General features: G+C 71.0%; 12 protein-coding genes. 4 read left to right on the top strand and 8 right to left on the bottom strand.

The genetic code is table 11. The features are described from left to right. Positions 1-34: 34 nt before the first annotated feature. Both sbnB and sbnA read right to left on the bottom strand, forming a co-directional pair. Complete coding sequence (gene sbnB / locus AB0L59_RS39360) at positions 35-1,060, bottom strand: 2,3-diaminopropionate biosynthesis protein SbnB (protein ID WP_365592168.1); 1,026 nt, start codon at positions 1,058-1,060, stop codon at positions 35-37. Continuing rightward, positions 1,057-2,040, bottom strand: coding sequence for a 2,3-diaminopropionate biosynthesis protein SbnA (gene sbnA / locus AB0L59_RS39355; protein ID WP_365592165.1), 984 nt, complete (start codon positions 2,038-2,040; stop codon positions 1,057-1,059). Before sbnA ends, sbnB begins: the two co-directional genes overlap by 4 nt. A gap of 271 nt (positions 2,041-2,311) precedes the next feature. Between sbnA and AB0L59_RS39350 the strand changes: the two genes are divergently transcribed. Beyond that, the gene (locus tag AB0L59_RS39350) at positions 2,312-3,787 is read left to right on the top strand and encodes an amino acid adenylation domain-containing protein (protein ID WP_365592162.1); all 1,476 of its coding nucleotides are present in this window, start codon (positions 2,312-2,314) and stop codon (positions 3,785-3,787) included. Between the two features lie 239 nt (positions 3,788-4,026). Here the strand turns inward: AB0L59_RS39350 and AB0L59_RS39345 are convergent, their stop codons facing one another. Beyond that, positions 4,027-5,937: an ABC transporter ATP-binding protein gene (locus AB0L59_RS39345; protein ID WP_365592160.1), complete on the bottom strand. Its 1,911-nt coding sequence runs from the start codon at positions 5,935-5,937 to the stop codon at positions 4,027-4,029. Between the two features lie 32 nt (positions 5,938-5,969). Then, entirely contained in the window at positions 5,970-6,767 is a 798-nt protein-coding gene (locus AB0L59_RS39340) for an alpha/beta fold hydrolase (RefSeq protein ID WP_365592157.1), read from the bottom strand. Between the two features lie 465 nt (positions 6,768-7,232). Here AB0L59_RS39340 and AB0L59_RS39335 point away from each other — a divergent pair, with 465 nt between their 5' ends. Next, positions 7,233-7,448, top strand: coding sequence for an MbtH family protein (locus tag AB0L59_RS39335; protein ID WP_107449246.1), 216 nt, complete (start codon positions 7,233-7,235; stop codon positions 7,446-7,448). 535 nt (positions 7,449-7,983) lie between these two features. Beyond that, entirely contained in the window at positions 7,984-8,979 is a 996-nt protein-coding gene (locus AB0L59_RS39330) for a helix-turn-helix domain-containing protein (RefSeq protein ID WP_365592154.1), read from the top strand. Between the two features lie 490 nt (positions 8,980-9,469). Here the strand turns inward: AB0L59_RS39330 and AB0L59_RS39325 are convergent, their stop codons facing one another. Continuing rightward, on the bottom strand, positions 9,470-10,495 hold the full coding sequence (locus AB0L59_RS39325; RefSeq protein ID WP_365592151.1) for an MASE1 domain-containing protein: 1,026 nt from the start codon (positions 10,493-10,495) through the stop codon (positions 9,470-9,472). A 111-nt stretch (positions 10,496-10,606) separates the two neighbouring features. Then, positions 10,607-11,884, bottom strand: coding sequence for a GAF domain-containing SpoIIE family protein phosphatase (locus AB0L59_RS39320; protein ID WP_365592196.1), 1,278 nt, complete (start codon positions 11,882-11,884; stop codon positions 10,607-10,609). A 278-nt stretch (positions 11,885-12,162) separates the two neighbouring features. Here AB0L59_RS39320 and AB0L59_RS39315 point away from each other — a divergent pair, with 278 nt between their 5' ends. Further along, positions 12,163-13,098, top strand: a complete 936-nt coding sequence (locus AB0L59_RS39315; protein WP_365592148.1) for a sigma-70 family RNA polymerase sigma factor — start codon at positions 12,163-12,165, stop codon at positions 13,096-13,098. A gap of 160 nt (positions 13,099-13,258) precedes the next feature. Here AB0L59_RS39315 and AB0L59_RS39310 read toward each other — a convergent pair whose 3' ends face one another. Both AB0L59_RS39310 and AB0L59_RS39305 read right to left on the bottom strand, forming a co-directional pair. Then, the gene (locus AB0L59_RS39310; protein WP_365592146.1) at positions 13,259-14,005 is read right to left on the bottom strand and encodes an SDR family oxidoreductase; all 747 of its coding nucleotides are present in this window, start codon (positions 14,003-14,005) and stop codon (positions 13,259-13,261) included. 151 nt (positions 14,006-14,156) lie between these two features. Then, a complete protein-coding gene (locus tag AB0L59_RS39305; protein ID WP_365592144.1) occupies positions 14,157-15,071 on the bottom strand; it encodes an RNA polymerase sigma-70 factor in 915 nt (304 codons plus the stop codon). Positions 15,072-15,287 lie beyond the last annotated feature (216 nt).

The raw sequence follows: 15,287 nt of genomic DNA, 5'->3' as shown, positions 1-15,287 counted from the left end.
GGGCCCTTCCTCATGCGTTCCGTCGTGACCGGCCTCAGCCGTAGCGCTTCATCTCGTGGAAGAAGTCGGGGACGGTGAGCAGGTCACCGGCCGCGCCGACCTCGTCGTAGACGAACTTGGCCACCGCCAGGTCCAGCACACCCAGGCCGAACGGGGAGAACACGACCGGCCGGTCGGCCGGGGGAGTGGTCCGGCCCTCCAGCACGTCGTAGAGGGTTCCGTCGACGAAGTCCCGGTTCCCGGCGAGCTGTTCGGCCAGGTGCGGGGAGGTGTTCGCCTTCAGGCAGTGATCGACGTCGTCGACGATGTTGTACGAGGAAAGGATGATCTCGGCGGCGAGGTCGCGCAGCGAGACGTGCAGGACGAGCGGGTTGTGGGAGAACAGGGCGGGGTCGAGAATGTGCGGCTCGCCCGCCACCGTGGCCAGTACGACGAGGTCCGACCCTGTGACGAGCGACTCGGCGCTGTCGTGGATCGTGACCGGCCCGGCCCCGGCCCGGGTCAGGTACCCCTCGAAACCCTCCGCGTGTTCCCGGGAGAGGTCGAAGACGCCGACCTCCTCCAAAGCGAAGCCGGCGGCCGCCAGGTAGGTGTGCAGGTATCGGGCGATCAGCCCGACGCCGATGAAGCCGACCCGGCGCGGCGTGACGCCCCGCCGGTCGGCGAGCGTCACCGCCGCCAGCGCCGCCGAGGCGGCGGTGCGCGATGCGCTGATGACCGAGCTCTCCAGGCAGGCCAGCGGATAGCCGGTCGCGGTGTCGTTGAGGACGACCACGGCGGAGGCGCGCGGGATGCCCGCGTCGACGTTCTCCGGGAACGAGGAGATCCACTTGATGCCGTGCACGTCCACGTCGCCCCCGACCGAGGCGGGCAGCGCGATGATCCGGGACGACGGCCGCTCGGGGAAGCGCAGGAAGTACGAGTCGGGATTCACCGTGCGGCCCTCGCCATGCAGGCGGTACGCCTTCTCGACCAGCGCGGTCACCTGTTTCTCGCGGCCGCGCAGGACGTCGACGACCTGTGCGCCGGAGATGACGGAGAAGGAAGGGGCGTGGGTCATGGGTGCAGGCTCCAGTGCAGATCGGTGAACAGGTCGTCCTGGCCGAAGTGTTCGCGCAGCCAGAGATCGTCGTAGAGGGAGTTCAGATAGCGCTCGCCGAGGTCGGGGGAGATCGCGACGGCCACCGGGTCCTCGCCCGGGTACTTCTCGGCCAGCCAGCGGGCGGCGCCGCTCACCACGGTCCCGGTCGATCCGCCGAGCACGAACCCACGGGCCGCCAGCTCGTGGCAGGCGCGGATGGTGTCGGGCTCGGAGACGTGCACGACGTCGTCGATGCACGACTCGTCGACCAGTGCCGGACGGGTGCTGGTGCCCAGACCCGGGACCACCCTGCGCTCCGGGACGCCGCCGAAGGTGACCGAGCCCACGGCGTCGATCGCCACGACGGTGACGTCCGCGCAGTGCTGCTTGAAGTAGCGCGCGCACCCCATCAGGGTGCCGGTGGTGCCTGCGCCGACGAACAGCACCTCCAGGTCCGGGAAGCCGGCTGCGATGGCCGGCGCCGTGTTCTCGTAGTGCGCCCGCCAGTTGTTGGGGTTGGCGTACTGGTTGAGCCAGACGTAGCGGTCGCTGGTGGCGCACAGGTCGCGGACGTACTGGATCCGGCTGTGCAGATAGCCGAGGTTGGCGTCCTGAGTGGTGATCACCCGGACGTCCGCGCCCAGGGAGCGCATCAGCCGCTGGGTCGTGGCGTTGCAGCGGGGATCGGTCACACAGATGAAGCGGTAGCCCCGGTCGGCCGCGATGATGGCCAGCGCGATGCCGAGGTTGCCCGAGGACGACTCGACCAGGACCGAGGAAGGTGTGAGCAGGCCGTCGCGTTCCGCGGCATCGACCATCGCGGTGGCCGCCTTCAGCTTGATGGACCCGGCGAAATTGAATCCCTCGCATTTCAGGTACAACGGCGTGCCGTTCACCCGGCGCAGATCCAGGTAGAGATTCTCGACATTGAATTCGTGCGGGGAACTGATAATGGGCATGGTGCCGGACACCTCGGCAGGACGGTAATGGATGTGGGAAGCGGTCGACGTGGCGGAAAGCCCCTGTCAAGAAAGGGGAGTTGACCAGTGGGACGCCCAGCTTCCCTGGCCTGAGCGTGGAATTTCCATCGCCTCCGGCGGGCCAGTGAATTCGGTATCCGATCACCCCCGGCATCGATTACGGTACTTCACGGGAAGTGGCCCGGCAAGATCCGGAACTTCCCTGGACAGCTGATAGCGGATAATGCCGCCGATCAAAAGGAGCGGATTCGTGACGATCGAGGACGGCCTGCTCGGCCCCGCCGGACTCCCGGAACTGGCCATCGCCCCGCAGGAGTTGCAACGGGCCCGCGAGCTGGCGCTCACCCGCGACCACCCGGCCGACCTCGCGGACGCCGTGATCACCCGGGTGGAGCGCTTCGCCCAGGAGCGCGACCGGCCGGCCGTGCGTGACGCCCGAGGCCGCCTCGGCTACGCGGAACTGGCCCAGGAGGCCCGGCGGCTGGCCGCCCTGATGGAGCGTTCGGGGGTGGGCCCGGGCGCGGTCGTCGCGGTCGGTGGCGAGCGCGGCGCCACCGTCGTCGCCGCCTTCCTGGCCACCGAGTTGCTCGGGGCGCTCTACCTGCCGGCCGACGGCAACTGGCCGTCCCGCCGGGTCGCGGACGTCCTCGGCCAGGCCGGTGCCGTCCTGCTCCTCGACACCGACCCGGACGCCGTCTCGCCCTCGCTCGCCGAGGGTGCCGCTGAGGCCGGCGTCCCGGTCGTCCGAGCCGCCGAGGCCGGCGGCTGTGAGCCCTGGCAGGGACCGGCCCGGCTGGAGGTCCAGAGCCAGCCCAGGTACGTGCTGTTCACCTCCGGCTCCACCGGCCGACCCAAGGGCGCCGTGGTGGAGCACCAGGGCATGCTCAACCATCTCTTCGCCAAGATCGTCGACCTCGGGCTGACCGGGGACGACGTGGTCGCGCAGACGGCCCCGCTCGGCTTCGACATCTCGATCTGGCAGATGCTCTGCCCGCTCCTCGTCGGCGGCGAGGTCAGCGTGGTCGCCGACGCGACCGCCCACGACTCGGTGGCCTTCGCCCGTCTCGTCGACGAACACCGTGTCACCGTCGTGGAGCTGGTGCCGACCATGGTCCGTCTGCTGCTGGACGACCTGGCCGCCGCCCCCGCGGCCGGGCGGCTCGCCGGCCTGCGCTGGATGCTCGCCACCGGCGAGGAGCTGCCCACCGAAGTGGCCCGCCGCTGGCTCCGGGAGATGCCCCAGGCCGGACTGGTGAATGCCTACGGCCCGACCGAGTGCTCGGACGACGTCACCCACCACACGGTGCTTCCCGCCGACCTCGACCTGCTCCGCCTGCCCATCGGCACGCCGGTGATCAACACACAGCTCTACGTGCTGCGCCGCGAGGAGGACGGCTGGCAGGCCTGTGAGCCGGGCGAGACCGGCGAGTTGTTCGTCGGCGGGGTCGGTGTGGGACGCGGCTATGTCTTCGACCACGACAGGACCCGGGACGCGTTCTTCCGCGACCCGTTCCGCAAGACGCCCACCGGGCGGCTCTACCGGACCGGCGACGCGGTGAAGGTCCTTCCACAGGGGGCCCTGCAGTACCTCGGCCGGGTGGACCGCCAGGTGAAGCTCGCGGGTGTCCGGATGGAGCTCGGCGAGATCGAGGCGGTCCTGCAGCGCCACCCCGCGGTCGGCGCGGCCGCGGTCGTCGTGCACGACTTCGCCGCCGGTCGTCGCTAGGACCTCTCTTCCGGATCCTGCCGGGCCACGGGGCCCGGCGGGAAGGCGCCGTCGGCCGGCCGGCCTGATCCGGAGGAAGGGCCCTGGCCGACGCCTGTTCAACCAGCGCCGCGCCTCAGTTGACCGGTTCCGCGGAGCCGGCCGACCGGGGCGTCGTGGTCGTCGTGGGGCATGCCGAAGGCGCCGCCCGCCGGTCGTGGACCGAGGGGCGGCGCCTTCGACGCGCCGTGACGTGCGGCTCAGCGCGAGTCCGTGCCGAGGACCGCCTCCTCCAGCGGCTCGGCCTGGGTGAACTGGGTGTGGTAGAGCTCGGCGTACAGGCCGCCGGCGGCCAGGAGTTCCTCGTGCGTGCCGCGCTCGGCGACCCTTCCGGCCGCCACCACCAGGATCTGGTCGGCCTCACGGATCGTGGAGAGCCGATGAGCGATCACCAGCGAAGTCCGCCCGCTGAGCGCGGCCTTGAGGGCCTGCTGGATCGCCGCCTCCGACTCCGAGTCGAGGTGCGCGGTGGCCTCGTCCAGGATCACCACCCGGGGGGCCTTGAGCAGCAGCCGGGCCAGCGCGATCCGCTGCTTCTCACCGCCCGAGAGCCGGTAGCCGCGGTCCCCGACGACCGTGTCCAGGCCCTGCGGGAGGGCGCGGACGGTGTCCCAGATCAGCGCCGCCTCCAAGGCCTCGACCAGCTCCTGCTCACCGGCCCCCGGCCGGGCGTACTCCAGGTTGGCCCGCAGGGTGTCGTGGAAGAGGTGGGCGTCCTGGGTGACCACGCCGATCGTGTCCCGCAGTGACTGCAGCGTCAGCTCCCGGACGTCGTGGCCGTCCACTCGGACGGTGCCGACGGTGGGGTCGTAGAGCCGGGGCACCAGCTGGGTGATGGTGGTCTTCCCCGCACCCGAGGGACCGACCAGGGCGGTGAGCTGCCCGGCCGGGACGTCGAAGCTCAGATCCCGCAGCGTCCACGACTCCTCCGCAGGCTCGGCGCCCCGGGCGGCCGGGTGCCCGAGCGAGGCCAGCGAGTCCTCCTCGGCGCTCGGGTAGCGGAAGGAGACCTTCTCGAAGCTGATCCCGGGAGCGCCTTCGGAGCGCACGGCGGCGAGGTCCCGGGCGCCCGGCGCCTCGTCGATGTGGGGCTTGAGGTCCAGGATCTCGAAGACCCGGTCGAAGCTGACCAGGGCCACCATGGCGCTCGCCTGCAGGCCGGACAGCTGGTTGATCGGGCCGTACAGCCGCAGCAGCAGGGCGACCATGGCCACGAGGGTGCCGAGCTGCAGCGAACCGTGAATGGCGAGCACGCCGCCCAACCCGTAGACCAGGGCGGTGGTCAGCGCGGTCAGCACGATGGTGAGGACGCCGAGGATCCGGCCGTACAGGATCACCGAGACGGCCAGGTCCCGCACCCGGCCGGCCTTGCCGGCGAACAGGCCCGACTCGTCCTCCGCGCGTCCGTACAGCTTGGCGAGCACCGCCCCCGAGACGTTGAACCGCTCGCTCATCAGCGTGCTCAGCTCGGCGTCCAGCTCCATGCGCCGCCGGGTGAGCCGCTGCAGCCGCCGGGCGACCAGGCGCGCCGGCAGGAAGAAGAACGGGACCGTCACCAGGGCCGCGAGGGTGACCTGCCAGGACAGGTAGAACATCGAGGCCAGCACCAGCCCCAGCGACAGCACCGTGGACAGCGAGTCCGACAGCAGGCTGGTCACCGCCTGACGGGCCCCGACCACATCGGTGTTCAGACGGCTGACCAGCGCTCCGGTCTGGGTGCGGGTGAAGAAGGACAGCGACTGCGCCTGGACGTGTGCGAACACCTTGTTGCGCAGGTCGTAGACGACGCCCTCGCCGATCCGCCCGGAGAACCAGGCCACCAGGAAGACCGACCCTGCCTCGATGAGCGACAGAGCGGCGACCGCCAGGCACAGCCACACCACGACGCCGGTCCGGCCGGGCAGGATGCCCTTGTCGATGATCTCCTTCAGTACCAGCGGGCTGGCGGCGGTGGCCACCGCGTCGACCACCGTACTGGCCAGGAGCAGTACCACACTCCACCGGTAGGCCATGGCGTACGGGGCGATCCGCCGGACCGTCCCCTTGGTGATGCGTCCGCCCTTCGGTTCGTCGTTGTCCGCAGCGCCCCGTGAGTCCTTGATCCTTGCCATGCCGGCATCAGCTCCGTGTTCGTCAGGGGCCGTCAGTGCTTCTCAAGGAACTCGATGACCGCGGTGTTGACCGCGTCGGGGTCCTCCAGGTTCCCGAGATGGCCGCACCGGGGAATCTCCACGTAGTCGCACTCCGGAATGGCGTCCGCGACCTCGCTGACCAGATGGGGCGGACAGATGAGGTCGTCGGAGAAGGCGATCGCACGGCACGGCACGGCGATCCGGCGCAGGGCCTCGCGGCGGTCGCCGGTGGCGTCCACCCCCTGCTGTCCCGTGGCGCTCTGACCGGCCGTCAGCTCGAATATCTCCAGCCAGCCCGCGGCGACCTCGTCGTCGTTGAGCGTCGCCGGGGAGAGCATCTCCAGCACCGTGCGCACCGCCTCGTACGTGGGCGGCAGCGTGACACCGGATGCGGTCAGCGCGCGCTCCGCGTCCAGCATCATCCGGCGGGTGGCGTCCGAGCGGGCCCGGGTGGCCATCAGGACGGCACAGCGCACCAGGTCCGGCCGGGCGAGCGCGATCTCCTGGGCGATCATGGAGCCCATCGAGGTGCCGACGATGTGGCACGGCCCGATCTCCAGTGCCTCGATCAGGCCGAGGGTGTCGGCGGTCATCTCGGCGAGCGTGTAATCGCCGTGCGGTGCGTCGGAGGGGGCGATGCCCCGGTTGTCGAAGACGATCGTCTCGTAGCCGGCCTTGTTCAGGGCCGGGGTCTGGTGCATGGTCCAGACCCGGCCGGCGGCTCCGGAGCCCATGATGAGGAGCACCGGCTCCCCCTGGCCGGACCGTTCGTAGGAGAGCCGGATTCCGTTGGAGTTCACGAAAGGCATGACGGTGCCCCTTCGTCGGCGACGGGTGCGGGCATGACGGCCTCCTGGATGTCGAACGGGCGGTGTTTTCGGGGCCGACTGTCCGCGGCCGAAGAAGAGCTGGAACACCGGGCACTGGAGCGTTCCGGAGCGACCGATGCGGACGGGGCCGGGCCCTTCGCCGCGGCGTGGCAGCATGTCACGATGACACCGGGCGGATGTGTCGATCAAGGTCGGGCCGGTTCCGCGGAGTTCACCGCCCGCGTGCACTGTTCAACCGGGGCGAGGGACCGGTTGAACAGTCGTCAGGGCGTGGCGCGGGCCGCCGGTTGACGCGTCGGCGCAGCTTGGGGACATAGTGGGCTCGCACGGGGCCCGGCACCGCGCCGGACGGCCACCGACGGTGGGGCGAATCCCGGTGAACCATCGGGGCGAGAGCGGCCCATCGATGCGATCCACCTCATGTATCCAAGAAAGGACGGCGTGGTGACGAATCCGTTCGACGATCCCGATGCCGAGTACCTGGTTTTGGTCAACGACGAGGGCCAGCACTCGCTGTGGCCCGTCTTCGTCGACGTGCCCGAGGGCTGGAACACTGTGTTCGGTAAGGCGGGGCGCCAGGAGTGCCTCGACTACATCGAGAAGTCGTGGACCGACATGCGGCCCAAGAGCCTGATCGAGGCCATGGCGGCGCAGAACTAGTCCGGCATGCCGATGCCGCCGACCACCTCTGGTGTCGGCGGCATCGGCATGCCTGGGCCGGTGCGCCAGGTCCTCGCGCGGTGTTCAACCGACGCTGCGCCGCAGCTGAACGCCTCACTCCGCACGGGCAGTTGCCGACCCTCCGCCAGATCGACCGGATCTCGCCACTGGCTCGACACAGCTGTGCTTGAAGAGCGAATATGAGCATCGGTGATCGGAAGTTGCACAAGTGACTCGTGGGAAAGGGAAGCCTTGGCCTACCTGAATCGCTGTCGGGCACGACAGCGGTCGTCGAGTGCTGTCCGGCTTCGGGGGGACCAGCTCCTGAACCGAGAGGTGCTGCCCGCGAAGAACGGTTCTTCCGGCCTGCGGCCAGACATGGACGGTGTCTGGCGGCTTGATTCGTCCACACAATGGGGGAAACAGAATGAGTCGTGCCGACAGTGATGTCGTCGATTCGGTTGGGCCCGATCCGGTAAGCGGTTCACAGCACGATGCCAGAGACGAGGCAATCCGGGGACGCAGCGTCGTCTCGGTGCCGATCGCCTCACTCATCCCCGGGGACTCGCCCCGGCTGGACGGGCAGGACACGGAACACGTGGCCCGGCTCGCCGAACTCGACGAGCAGTTCCCCCCCATTCTCGTGGACCGCCGCACCATGCGGGTGATCGACGGAATGCACCGCCTCCTGGCAGCCTGCCTCAGGGGGCAGGACACCATCGAGGCGGAATTCTTCGACGGCACCCCTGAGGAGGCCTTCCTCCGCGCCGTCGAGGCGAACGTGACGCATGGTCTTCCGCTCTCCCAGGAGGACCGCCGCGCCGCGGCCGCGCGGATCGTCGAGGCCCACCCGCAGATGTCCGACCGGGCCATCGCCAAGGCGTCGGGCCTCGGGACGAAGTCGGTGGCCTCCATCCGGCGCAGCATGGCCCCGTTGCAGGACCAGCCGACGGCCAGAATCGGGCGGGACGGCAAGGTACGGCCCCTGAACAGCGCCGAAGGCCGCCGACGAGCCGCCGAGCTCATCGCCGAGAACCCGGGGGCCTCGCTGCGCGAGGTCGCGCGGCGCGCCGGGATCTCGCCCGCCACGGTGAGCGATGTGCGCAAGCGGCTGCTGTCCGGCGAACTTCCGATCACCGAGCGCCGGCGGGCCGCCGTGGCCGCGTCGTCCACGGACGGGGGCCTGCCGGCGGCAGCCGCGCGCATACCCGCGCAGCGGACCGTCCGGAAGGTGCGCCTGGTGGAGCCGGACCCGGTCGAACTGCTGGACAAGCTGATCAGGGACCCCTCCCTGCGGCACAAGGAGGACGGGCGCCATCTGCTGCGCCTGCTCCAGCAGAACGCGCTGGGCAACCAGATGTGGCACAAGCTTGCCGCCGTCGTGCCGACGCACTGCCGTGACCTCGTCGTGGACCTCGCACGTCAGTACGCGGAGACCTGGAACGAGTTCGCGCAGGAGCTGGACGAGAACCTTCTCGCCTCGAGGCGGGAAGCCCGGGTGCCGCCGCAGGGCGTCGGCATGGGTGCCTAGGCACACCCTCGAAGGACCGGCGTGACGGTGGGGCCCGCGCGGCGGGCCCCCGTGCCTGCTGTGCCCGGCTGACTGCCGTGGACCCTGAGGGTTCGAGGACCCGCGGTCGAACGGTGCCGGGTCCGGGCCCGCGGCTCGGTGGCCGCCGACCGCGCAGAGGGGGAGCCGAGGGCGGGACGGGCGGGTCGGTGGAAAACGGACCGCGCAGCCCAGCCGACCGGCTGCCTGTCCCGCCGCGACACCCAGGAACGCCCCGAAGCCGCTGATCGCCCCGTCCGGGACGGGGCCACCGGCCGAGGCCCCACTCCAGGCCGCCGGGCCGGCCGGTACGGCCCTCCGGTCGGCGTGGGAGGCGCCGAGGGGGCGGGTGATGACGTGGGCCGTCCGGAACGTGAGTGCACGGTGGCCACCTCCGCGACCTGCGGCCTCCGTGGAGCCGGGCCGGAGGGGCGCCGGTCACGGAAGCCGCGAGCAATTCCCCCGGCTCTCCTCATGGATGAGGAGACGGCCTTTGTCGTGTCTTCGGGCCCCCGCCCTCCTCGCCTTCCGCTTCGGGGAGCGTCGGGCGGTGGTCGCCGGCGGCGATCCTGGCCGCCATCGCGGCGAGCTGCCCGCAGGCCCGCGCGATCTCCCGCTGGGTCTGGTTGCGCTCGCTGACGACTGTCGCGAGCAGCAGTGCGGTCAGCGCGGCAGAACCGTTGAAGGCCTGCAGGGTGATCATCTCGGTGAGCATGCCGTGACCGGCGAACGGGCCCGTTCTCTCGCCACCGGCGATGACCGCGAAGATCGACACGGCCAGCGCGCAGGGAGCGGCCCCGGCCAGCTGGAAGCGGAAGGCCGCCCAGATCAGGAGCGGGAACCCGAGGAACAGCAGCGGCGTGTGACCGGTCACGAGTACCCCCACGGCGACCGTGGCCGCCAGCAGCAGCACCGCCTCCGCCCACCGGAACGGCCGCACGTGCTTCGGCGGGCGCGCCGAGCGGAGGACGAGCAGGACCGGTGTGACCACCAGGACGCCCATCGCGTCGCCGGTCCACCACACCGACCACGTCGGCCAGAAGCCGTCGGTGTGCAGCACCCCGGCGAGCACCAGGGCCCCGCTGCCCGCCGTGGCGCTGACCAGCATCCCGGTGAACGCACCGAGGAAGATCAGGGCGAGTGCGTCCCGCAGACGGTCCAGTTCCGCACGGAAGCCGGTACGGCTGAGCAGCAGATAGGAGCAGACGGGGGCGAGGGTGTTCCCCGCCGCGATGGCGAGCACGGCCGGGAGCGACGGCCCCAGCGAGATGTTGACCAGGAACGCGCCGAGAGCGACACCGGGCCAGACCCGCGGGCCGCGAAGGAGGAGGCTAGCCAGCGCGATACCGCTCGGCGGCCACAGTGGGGTGACCTGGCCCCGCACCAGCTGCTGGAGCAGCCCCAGCCGGGCCGAGCCGTAGTACAGCGCGGCGATGACACAGATCTCCAGGGCGGCCGGCCCACTGTGCCGGAGCCGTTGACGCCGCGCGAGAGCCATCCGGCGACCTCCGGGGTGACATCGCCCCGAACTCATCATCCGTCGGATCCCACGGATCCTCCACGGCAGGCCGGCCGGCCCGGGAGCGGCACCGAGCGTGGCGGTGCGGGGTCAGGCGGGCGGGACGCGCACGGCGAGGATGGCCATGTCGTCGTGGCCGTCGCTGGGATGGTGATCGGCCAGTGCCCGGACGAACTCCGGCAGGGGGAGAGCGGCATGGGCCGCGGCGAGACCGGCGAGTTCGCTCAGGCTCTCGTCGATGGGGTGGGCGGGATGCTCGATCAGTCCGTCGGTGAAGAAGACGACGGTGGCCTCCGGGGGCAGCAGGCGGGAGTGGTCCGGGCGGGGCTGCTCGGTGTCGACACCGAGCGGCAGTCCGGGCTCGGCGAGCAGAAGGACCACATGGCGCTCACGGGTGACCAGCAGGGGCGGGACATGGCCCGCGGTGCTCCAGCGCAGGCGCCAGCGCGATCCCTCCGGTTCGATGCGGGCCAGGGCCGTGGTCGTGACGCGATTGTCCGTGACCGTCTCAAGGGTCCGGTCGAGCTGGGTGAGGACCGCGCCGGGCGGACTGCTCCGGTCGAAGACGAGAGCGCGCAGCATGTTGCGGGTGGCGGCCATGGCGGCCGCGGCGTGCAGATCATGGCCGCTCACGTCGCCGATGACGACCGCCACGACGTTGTCGGGCAGGGGGATGGCGTCGTACCAGTCCCCGCCGAGCTGACTGGGTTCGGCGGCGGGCCGGTAGATGGCGGCGGCGGTGAACGGCCGCAGGTCGGGCAGCGCGGGCAGCAGAAGCCGCTGGAACTGCTCGGCTCCGACGCGAACGCGCTCGAACAGGCGGACGTTTTCGATCGCGATGCCGGCGGCGCCGGCCAGGGCGACGACGACGTTCTCGTCGTGCTCGTCGAAGGACTGTCCGTCGTGCCGCTCGGAGAGGTACAGGTCGCCGTAGATCTCGCCGCGGACGCTGATGGCGACGCCGAGCAGGGTGCGCAGGCGCGGATGGCCGGCCGGGTATCCGGCGGAGGAGGGATGGCCCTGGATGTCGTCGATCCGCAGCGGGTCCGGGTAGCGGATCAGGTGGCCGAGGACGCCCAGACCACGAGGCAGCCCGGCCTCGGCCAGCGCCTCGCGTTCCCCCTCGGACAGACCGGCCGCGATGAACTGCTCCAGGCACTCTCCGGACTCGTCGAGCACGCCCAGGGCGCCGTAGCGGGCGCCGACCAGGTCCATGGCGGTCGTCACGATACGGTGCAGCACCGCGGGAAGTTCCACCTCACGGCTGATGGCCACCACCGCGTCCAGCAGACCCTGCAGCCGGTCCATGGAGGACAGCAGGGTGCGCAACTGCTCGTCGATCCGGCCCAGCTCCGAACGCAGACGCATGTGCAGGTCGGGGAGGTACGGCTGGCCGGCCTGTCTCCTCGCCTTGTCTCCTGCCATCACCGGCGCCGATGAGTCGAGCGCTGCATTGCGGCCTCCTTCCACGACCCCGATCAGCACCAGGGCCGACGGCCAACGCCGCGTCGTCTTCGATTGTGGACCTGTGTGTTGTGTCACACACTCGGGAAGGCGCACCGGAGAAAACGTCGCTGGTGCTGTCACAGGCACGACCCGGCCTCGGTCTATGGAACAAGAGGGAGTGGAACGACGGAGGCCCCCGCGTGACGCATCACGAGACATCCCCCACCGCGAGTGATCTCGACACGGCTGTTTCTGAGTTCGTACGGCACCGCGGGCGTCTCTTCGGGATCGCCTACCGCATGCTCGGCAGCGTGGTCGAGGCCGAGGACGTGGTCCAGGAGGTGTGGCTGCGCTGGCAGAAGGCCGACCGCTCGGCGGTGGTGAGCCCCGTGGCGTTCCTCTCGAGCACGACGACACGCCTGGCCATCAACGTCGCACAGTCGGCCCGCGTGCGCCGTGAGACCTACATCGGCCCGTGGCTGCCCGAGCCCGTCGACACGAGCTCGGACCTGGAGGTGGGCGCGCAGCGCGCCGAGGCCCTGGAGCTGGCACTGCTGCTGGTGCTGGAGAAGCTGACCCCCACCGAGCGGGCCGCGTACGTCCTGCGCGAGGCGTTTGACTACGGCTACGGGGAGATCGCGGAGATCCTCGACCTCAGCATCGTCAACGTCCGGAAGATCGTGAGCCGGGCCCGTCGGCGTCTGTCGCGGGAGCGGCGGGAGAGCGTGGACGCCGGTGAGCACCGGCGCCTGCTGCACGCCTTCGTCTCAGCGGCCCGCACGGGGGATGTGGCATCCCTGGAAGCGCTCCTGACCCCCGATGCCGTCAGCCTGTCCGACGGCGACGGCATGCGGGCCTGCGCGCGGGTACCCGTGCTGGGGCGGGGCCGGGTGGCTCACCTGTCGGCCTATCGGCCGCTGTGGCGGGAAGCGGAAACCGGAACGGTCGAGGCCAACGGCCGTACGGGCGTGATGATCCACCAGGACGGCACACCCACCGCGTTCATGACGATGGCAGCCTCGAAGGAGGGCATCCACCAGCTCCTGTGGGTGTTCAGCCCCAGCAAGATCGCCGCCTTCCTGGACTCGCGCGCCCGCCGGACCACGGCCCCCGGCCCCGTGCCGGACGGTGTCTGACCGTGCGCGCGTGAAGGCGTCCGTGCCGCTACGGGCACCGGCGCGGGCCGGGGCCACCGCGCGGACCGGGCCGGTCCACGGCGGCCGGCAGGGTCGGCGGCGCCGATCCCGTACCGAGACGGGTGGCCCTCTCCGCTCGGGAAGGGCCACCCATGTGTGCCTACTTCTGCCGGGCCAGCCAGTCGCCGAACCTGGTCTCGGCGATGTGGGCGTCCGGGCCCGGCAGGAGCGTGGTCTCCCGCAGCTCGGCACCCCAGTACCGTGCCCGCGGGTCCGTGACGACCTTGCGGGGGTCGTTCTCGGCGGCGAGCCCCCGACGGATGAATTCCTCGAGCGGGAAGGCCTCGGGGCCCGCGACCTCCACCACACCGTTGACCGGTGCGCCGACCGAGGTGCGCGCGACGGCCGCGGCAACGTCGCCGGAGTGGACGGGCTGGATCCTGCCGGCGGGCAGACGCACGGTGTCGCCCTCGGTGAGCCCGTCGGCAAGCCCCTTCGCGAACTCGAAGAACTGGGTGGCGTGCACGATGGAGTACGGAACGCCGGACGCCCTGATCTGCTCCTCCTGGACCTGCTTGGCGCGGAAGTACCCGCTCTCCTGGAGGCGGTCGGTGCCGACCACGGACAGCGCCACGTGGTGCGTCACACCGGCCTCGCTCTCCGCCTCGAGGATGTTGGCCGTGCCGGTGCGGAAGAACTCCATGACGGCCTCGTCCTCGAACGAGGGGGAGTTGGACACGTCGACCACGACCGCCGCACCCCGCAGGGCGTCGGCCAGGCCCTCGCCGGTCAGCGTGTTGACGCCGGTGCCGGGCGCGGCCGCGACCGCCTCGTGCCCGTGCTCGGTGAGCCTGCTGACCACCTTGGAGCCGATGAGCCCGGTCCCACCGATCACTACGACCTTCATCACGCAATTCCTCTCGCGGTTCTCCTGGACGGATGCCTGTATTAGAGGAGACCGGACAGGGGCTCTGCGTGTGACACGCGATCCGCGGCGCCGAGGAGAATCCCGCCGGCGTCCCCGGCCCGGGCCGCCGGCGCGGGGGCTTCGGCTCGGGTCAGGAAGAGGACGCGCTTCCGCCGTCCAGCGACGCCACGTAAGGCGCCAGTTTCTCGGGGTTCATGACCCACATGAGGCGCTCGACGCCGCGCGCGGAGACGTCGAGACAGAGCAGAGCCACAGCCTCCCCGCCCGCCGTGACGAGGGCGGCCGGCCTGCCGTTGGCCTCGACCCGGCGCACGTCCTTCTCGGGCCAGAAACGCGGGGCGAAGGCGGCCAGGTACCGGGAGACGCGCAGCCGTCCGGCCACCGGAATCCTGGATGCCCCGCGGATGCCTCCGCCGTCCGAGTAACTCACCACGTCCTCGGTGAGAACTTCCTCCAGCACGGCCAGGTCGCCCGTCTGGGCCGCGGTGAGGAACACCTCCATGAGCCGTCGGTGCGCCCCGGGGGTGACGGGCTCGTGCCGGTCCGAGGCGAGGCGCTTGCGGGCGCGGCTCACCAGCTGACGCGTGTTGGCCTCACTAGTCTCCAGCATCTCCGCGATCTGCCGGTAGGGGTAGTCGAAGGCTTCCCGCAGCACGTACGCGGCCCGTTCCACCGGGTTCAGCTTCTGCAGAAGGAAGAGAACCGCCAGGTCGAGTGCCTCGGCCCGCTCCGCGCCCAACTGCGGGTCCGCGCTCGTGTCGACCGGCTCCGGGAGCCAGGGACCGAGGTACGACTCGCGCCGCACCCGGGCGGACCCGGCGAGATTGATCGCCAGACGTGCGGTGACCGCGGCCAGGAACGCCGACGGCTCACGAACGACGCCACGGTCGGTGTGCTGCCACCGCAGCCACGCCTCCTGGAGCACGTCCTCGGCCTCCGCGGCGCTGCCGAGCACGCGGTACGCGATCCCGAAGAGGTGGGGACGCGTCGCCATGAACACCGTCGTCGCCTCGGCGAGGGAGTCCGTGTCGTCCGCCGCGCCCATTTCTGCCCTCCAGTCCTCGACCCACCATGCCGCAAGCGTTTGCACAGGCCGCGGCATGCGTCGCAGTCACTCGTCAGAGCATGTCACGGCCGCCCGAGCCGTACGGCCCCGTCCGTCGCGAGCGGCGAGCGCCCGCGCGGGCGTCCCGCCGGGTACGCACTCGGAAACGCGTGAGCCGGTGCACCGTGGGTGCACCGGCTCCGTACGCGCGGATCG

The sequence above is a fragment of the Streptomyces sp. NPDC052109 genome (assembly GCF_040680195.1).
Classification (GTDB): Bacteria; Actinomycetota; Actinomycetes; order Streptomycetales; family Streptomycetaceae; genus Streptomyces.
The sequence above is the reverse complement of the archived record's forward strand: the minus strand, read 5'-3'. Positions and strand labels throughout refer to the sequence as shown.

Coding starts and splice junctions, on each gene's coding strand:
- AB0L59_RS39340 (WP_365592157.1), bottom strand. CDS start 6,767: ATGCCTTTCGTGAACTCCAACGGAATCCGGCTCTCCTACGAACGGTCC.
- AB0L59_RS39305 (WP_365592144.1), bottom strand. CDS start 15,071: ATGGGCGCGGCGGACGACACGGACTCCCTCGCCGAGGCGACGACGGTG.
- sbnB (WP_365592168.1), bottom strand. CDS start 1,060: ATGACCCACGCCCCTTCCTTCTCCGTCATCTCCGGCGCACAGGTCGTC.
- AB0L59_RS39320 (WP_365592196.1), bottom strand. CDS start 11,884: ATGCGTCTGCGTTCGGAGCTGGGCCGGATCGACGAGCAGTTGCGCACC.
- sbnA (WP_365592165.1), bottom strand. CDS start 2,040: ATGCCCATTATCAGTTCCCCGCACGAATTCAATGTCGAGAATCTCTAC.
- AB0L59_RS39345 (WP_365592160.1), bottom strand. CDS start 5,937: ATGGCAAGGATCAAGGACTCACGGGGCGCTGCGGACAACGACGAACCG.
- AB0L59_RS39310 (WP_365592146.1), bottom strand. CDS start 14,005: ATGAAGGTCGTAGTGATCGGTGGGACCGGGCTCATCGGCTCCAAGGTG.
- AB0L59_RS39325 (WP_365592151.1), bottom strand. CDS start 10,495: ATGGCTCTCGCGCGGCGTCAACGGCTCCGGCACAGTGGGCCGGCCGCC.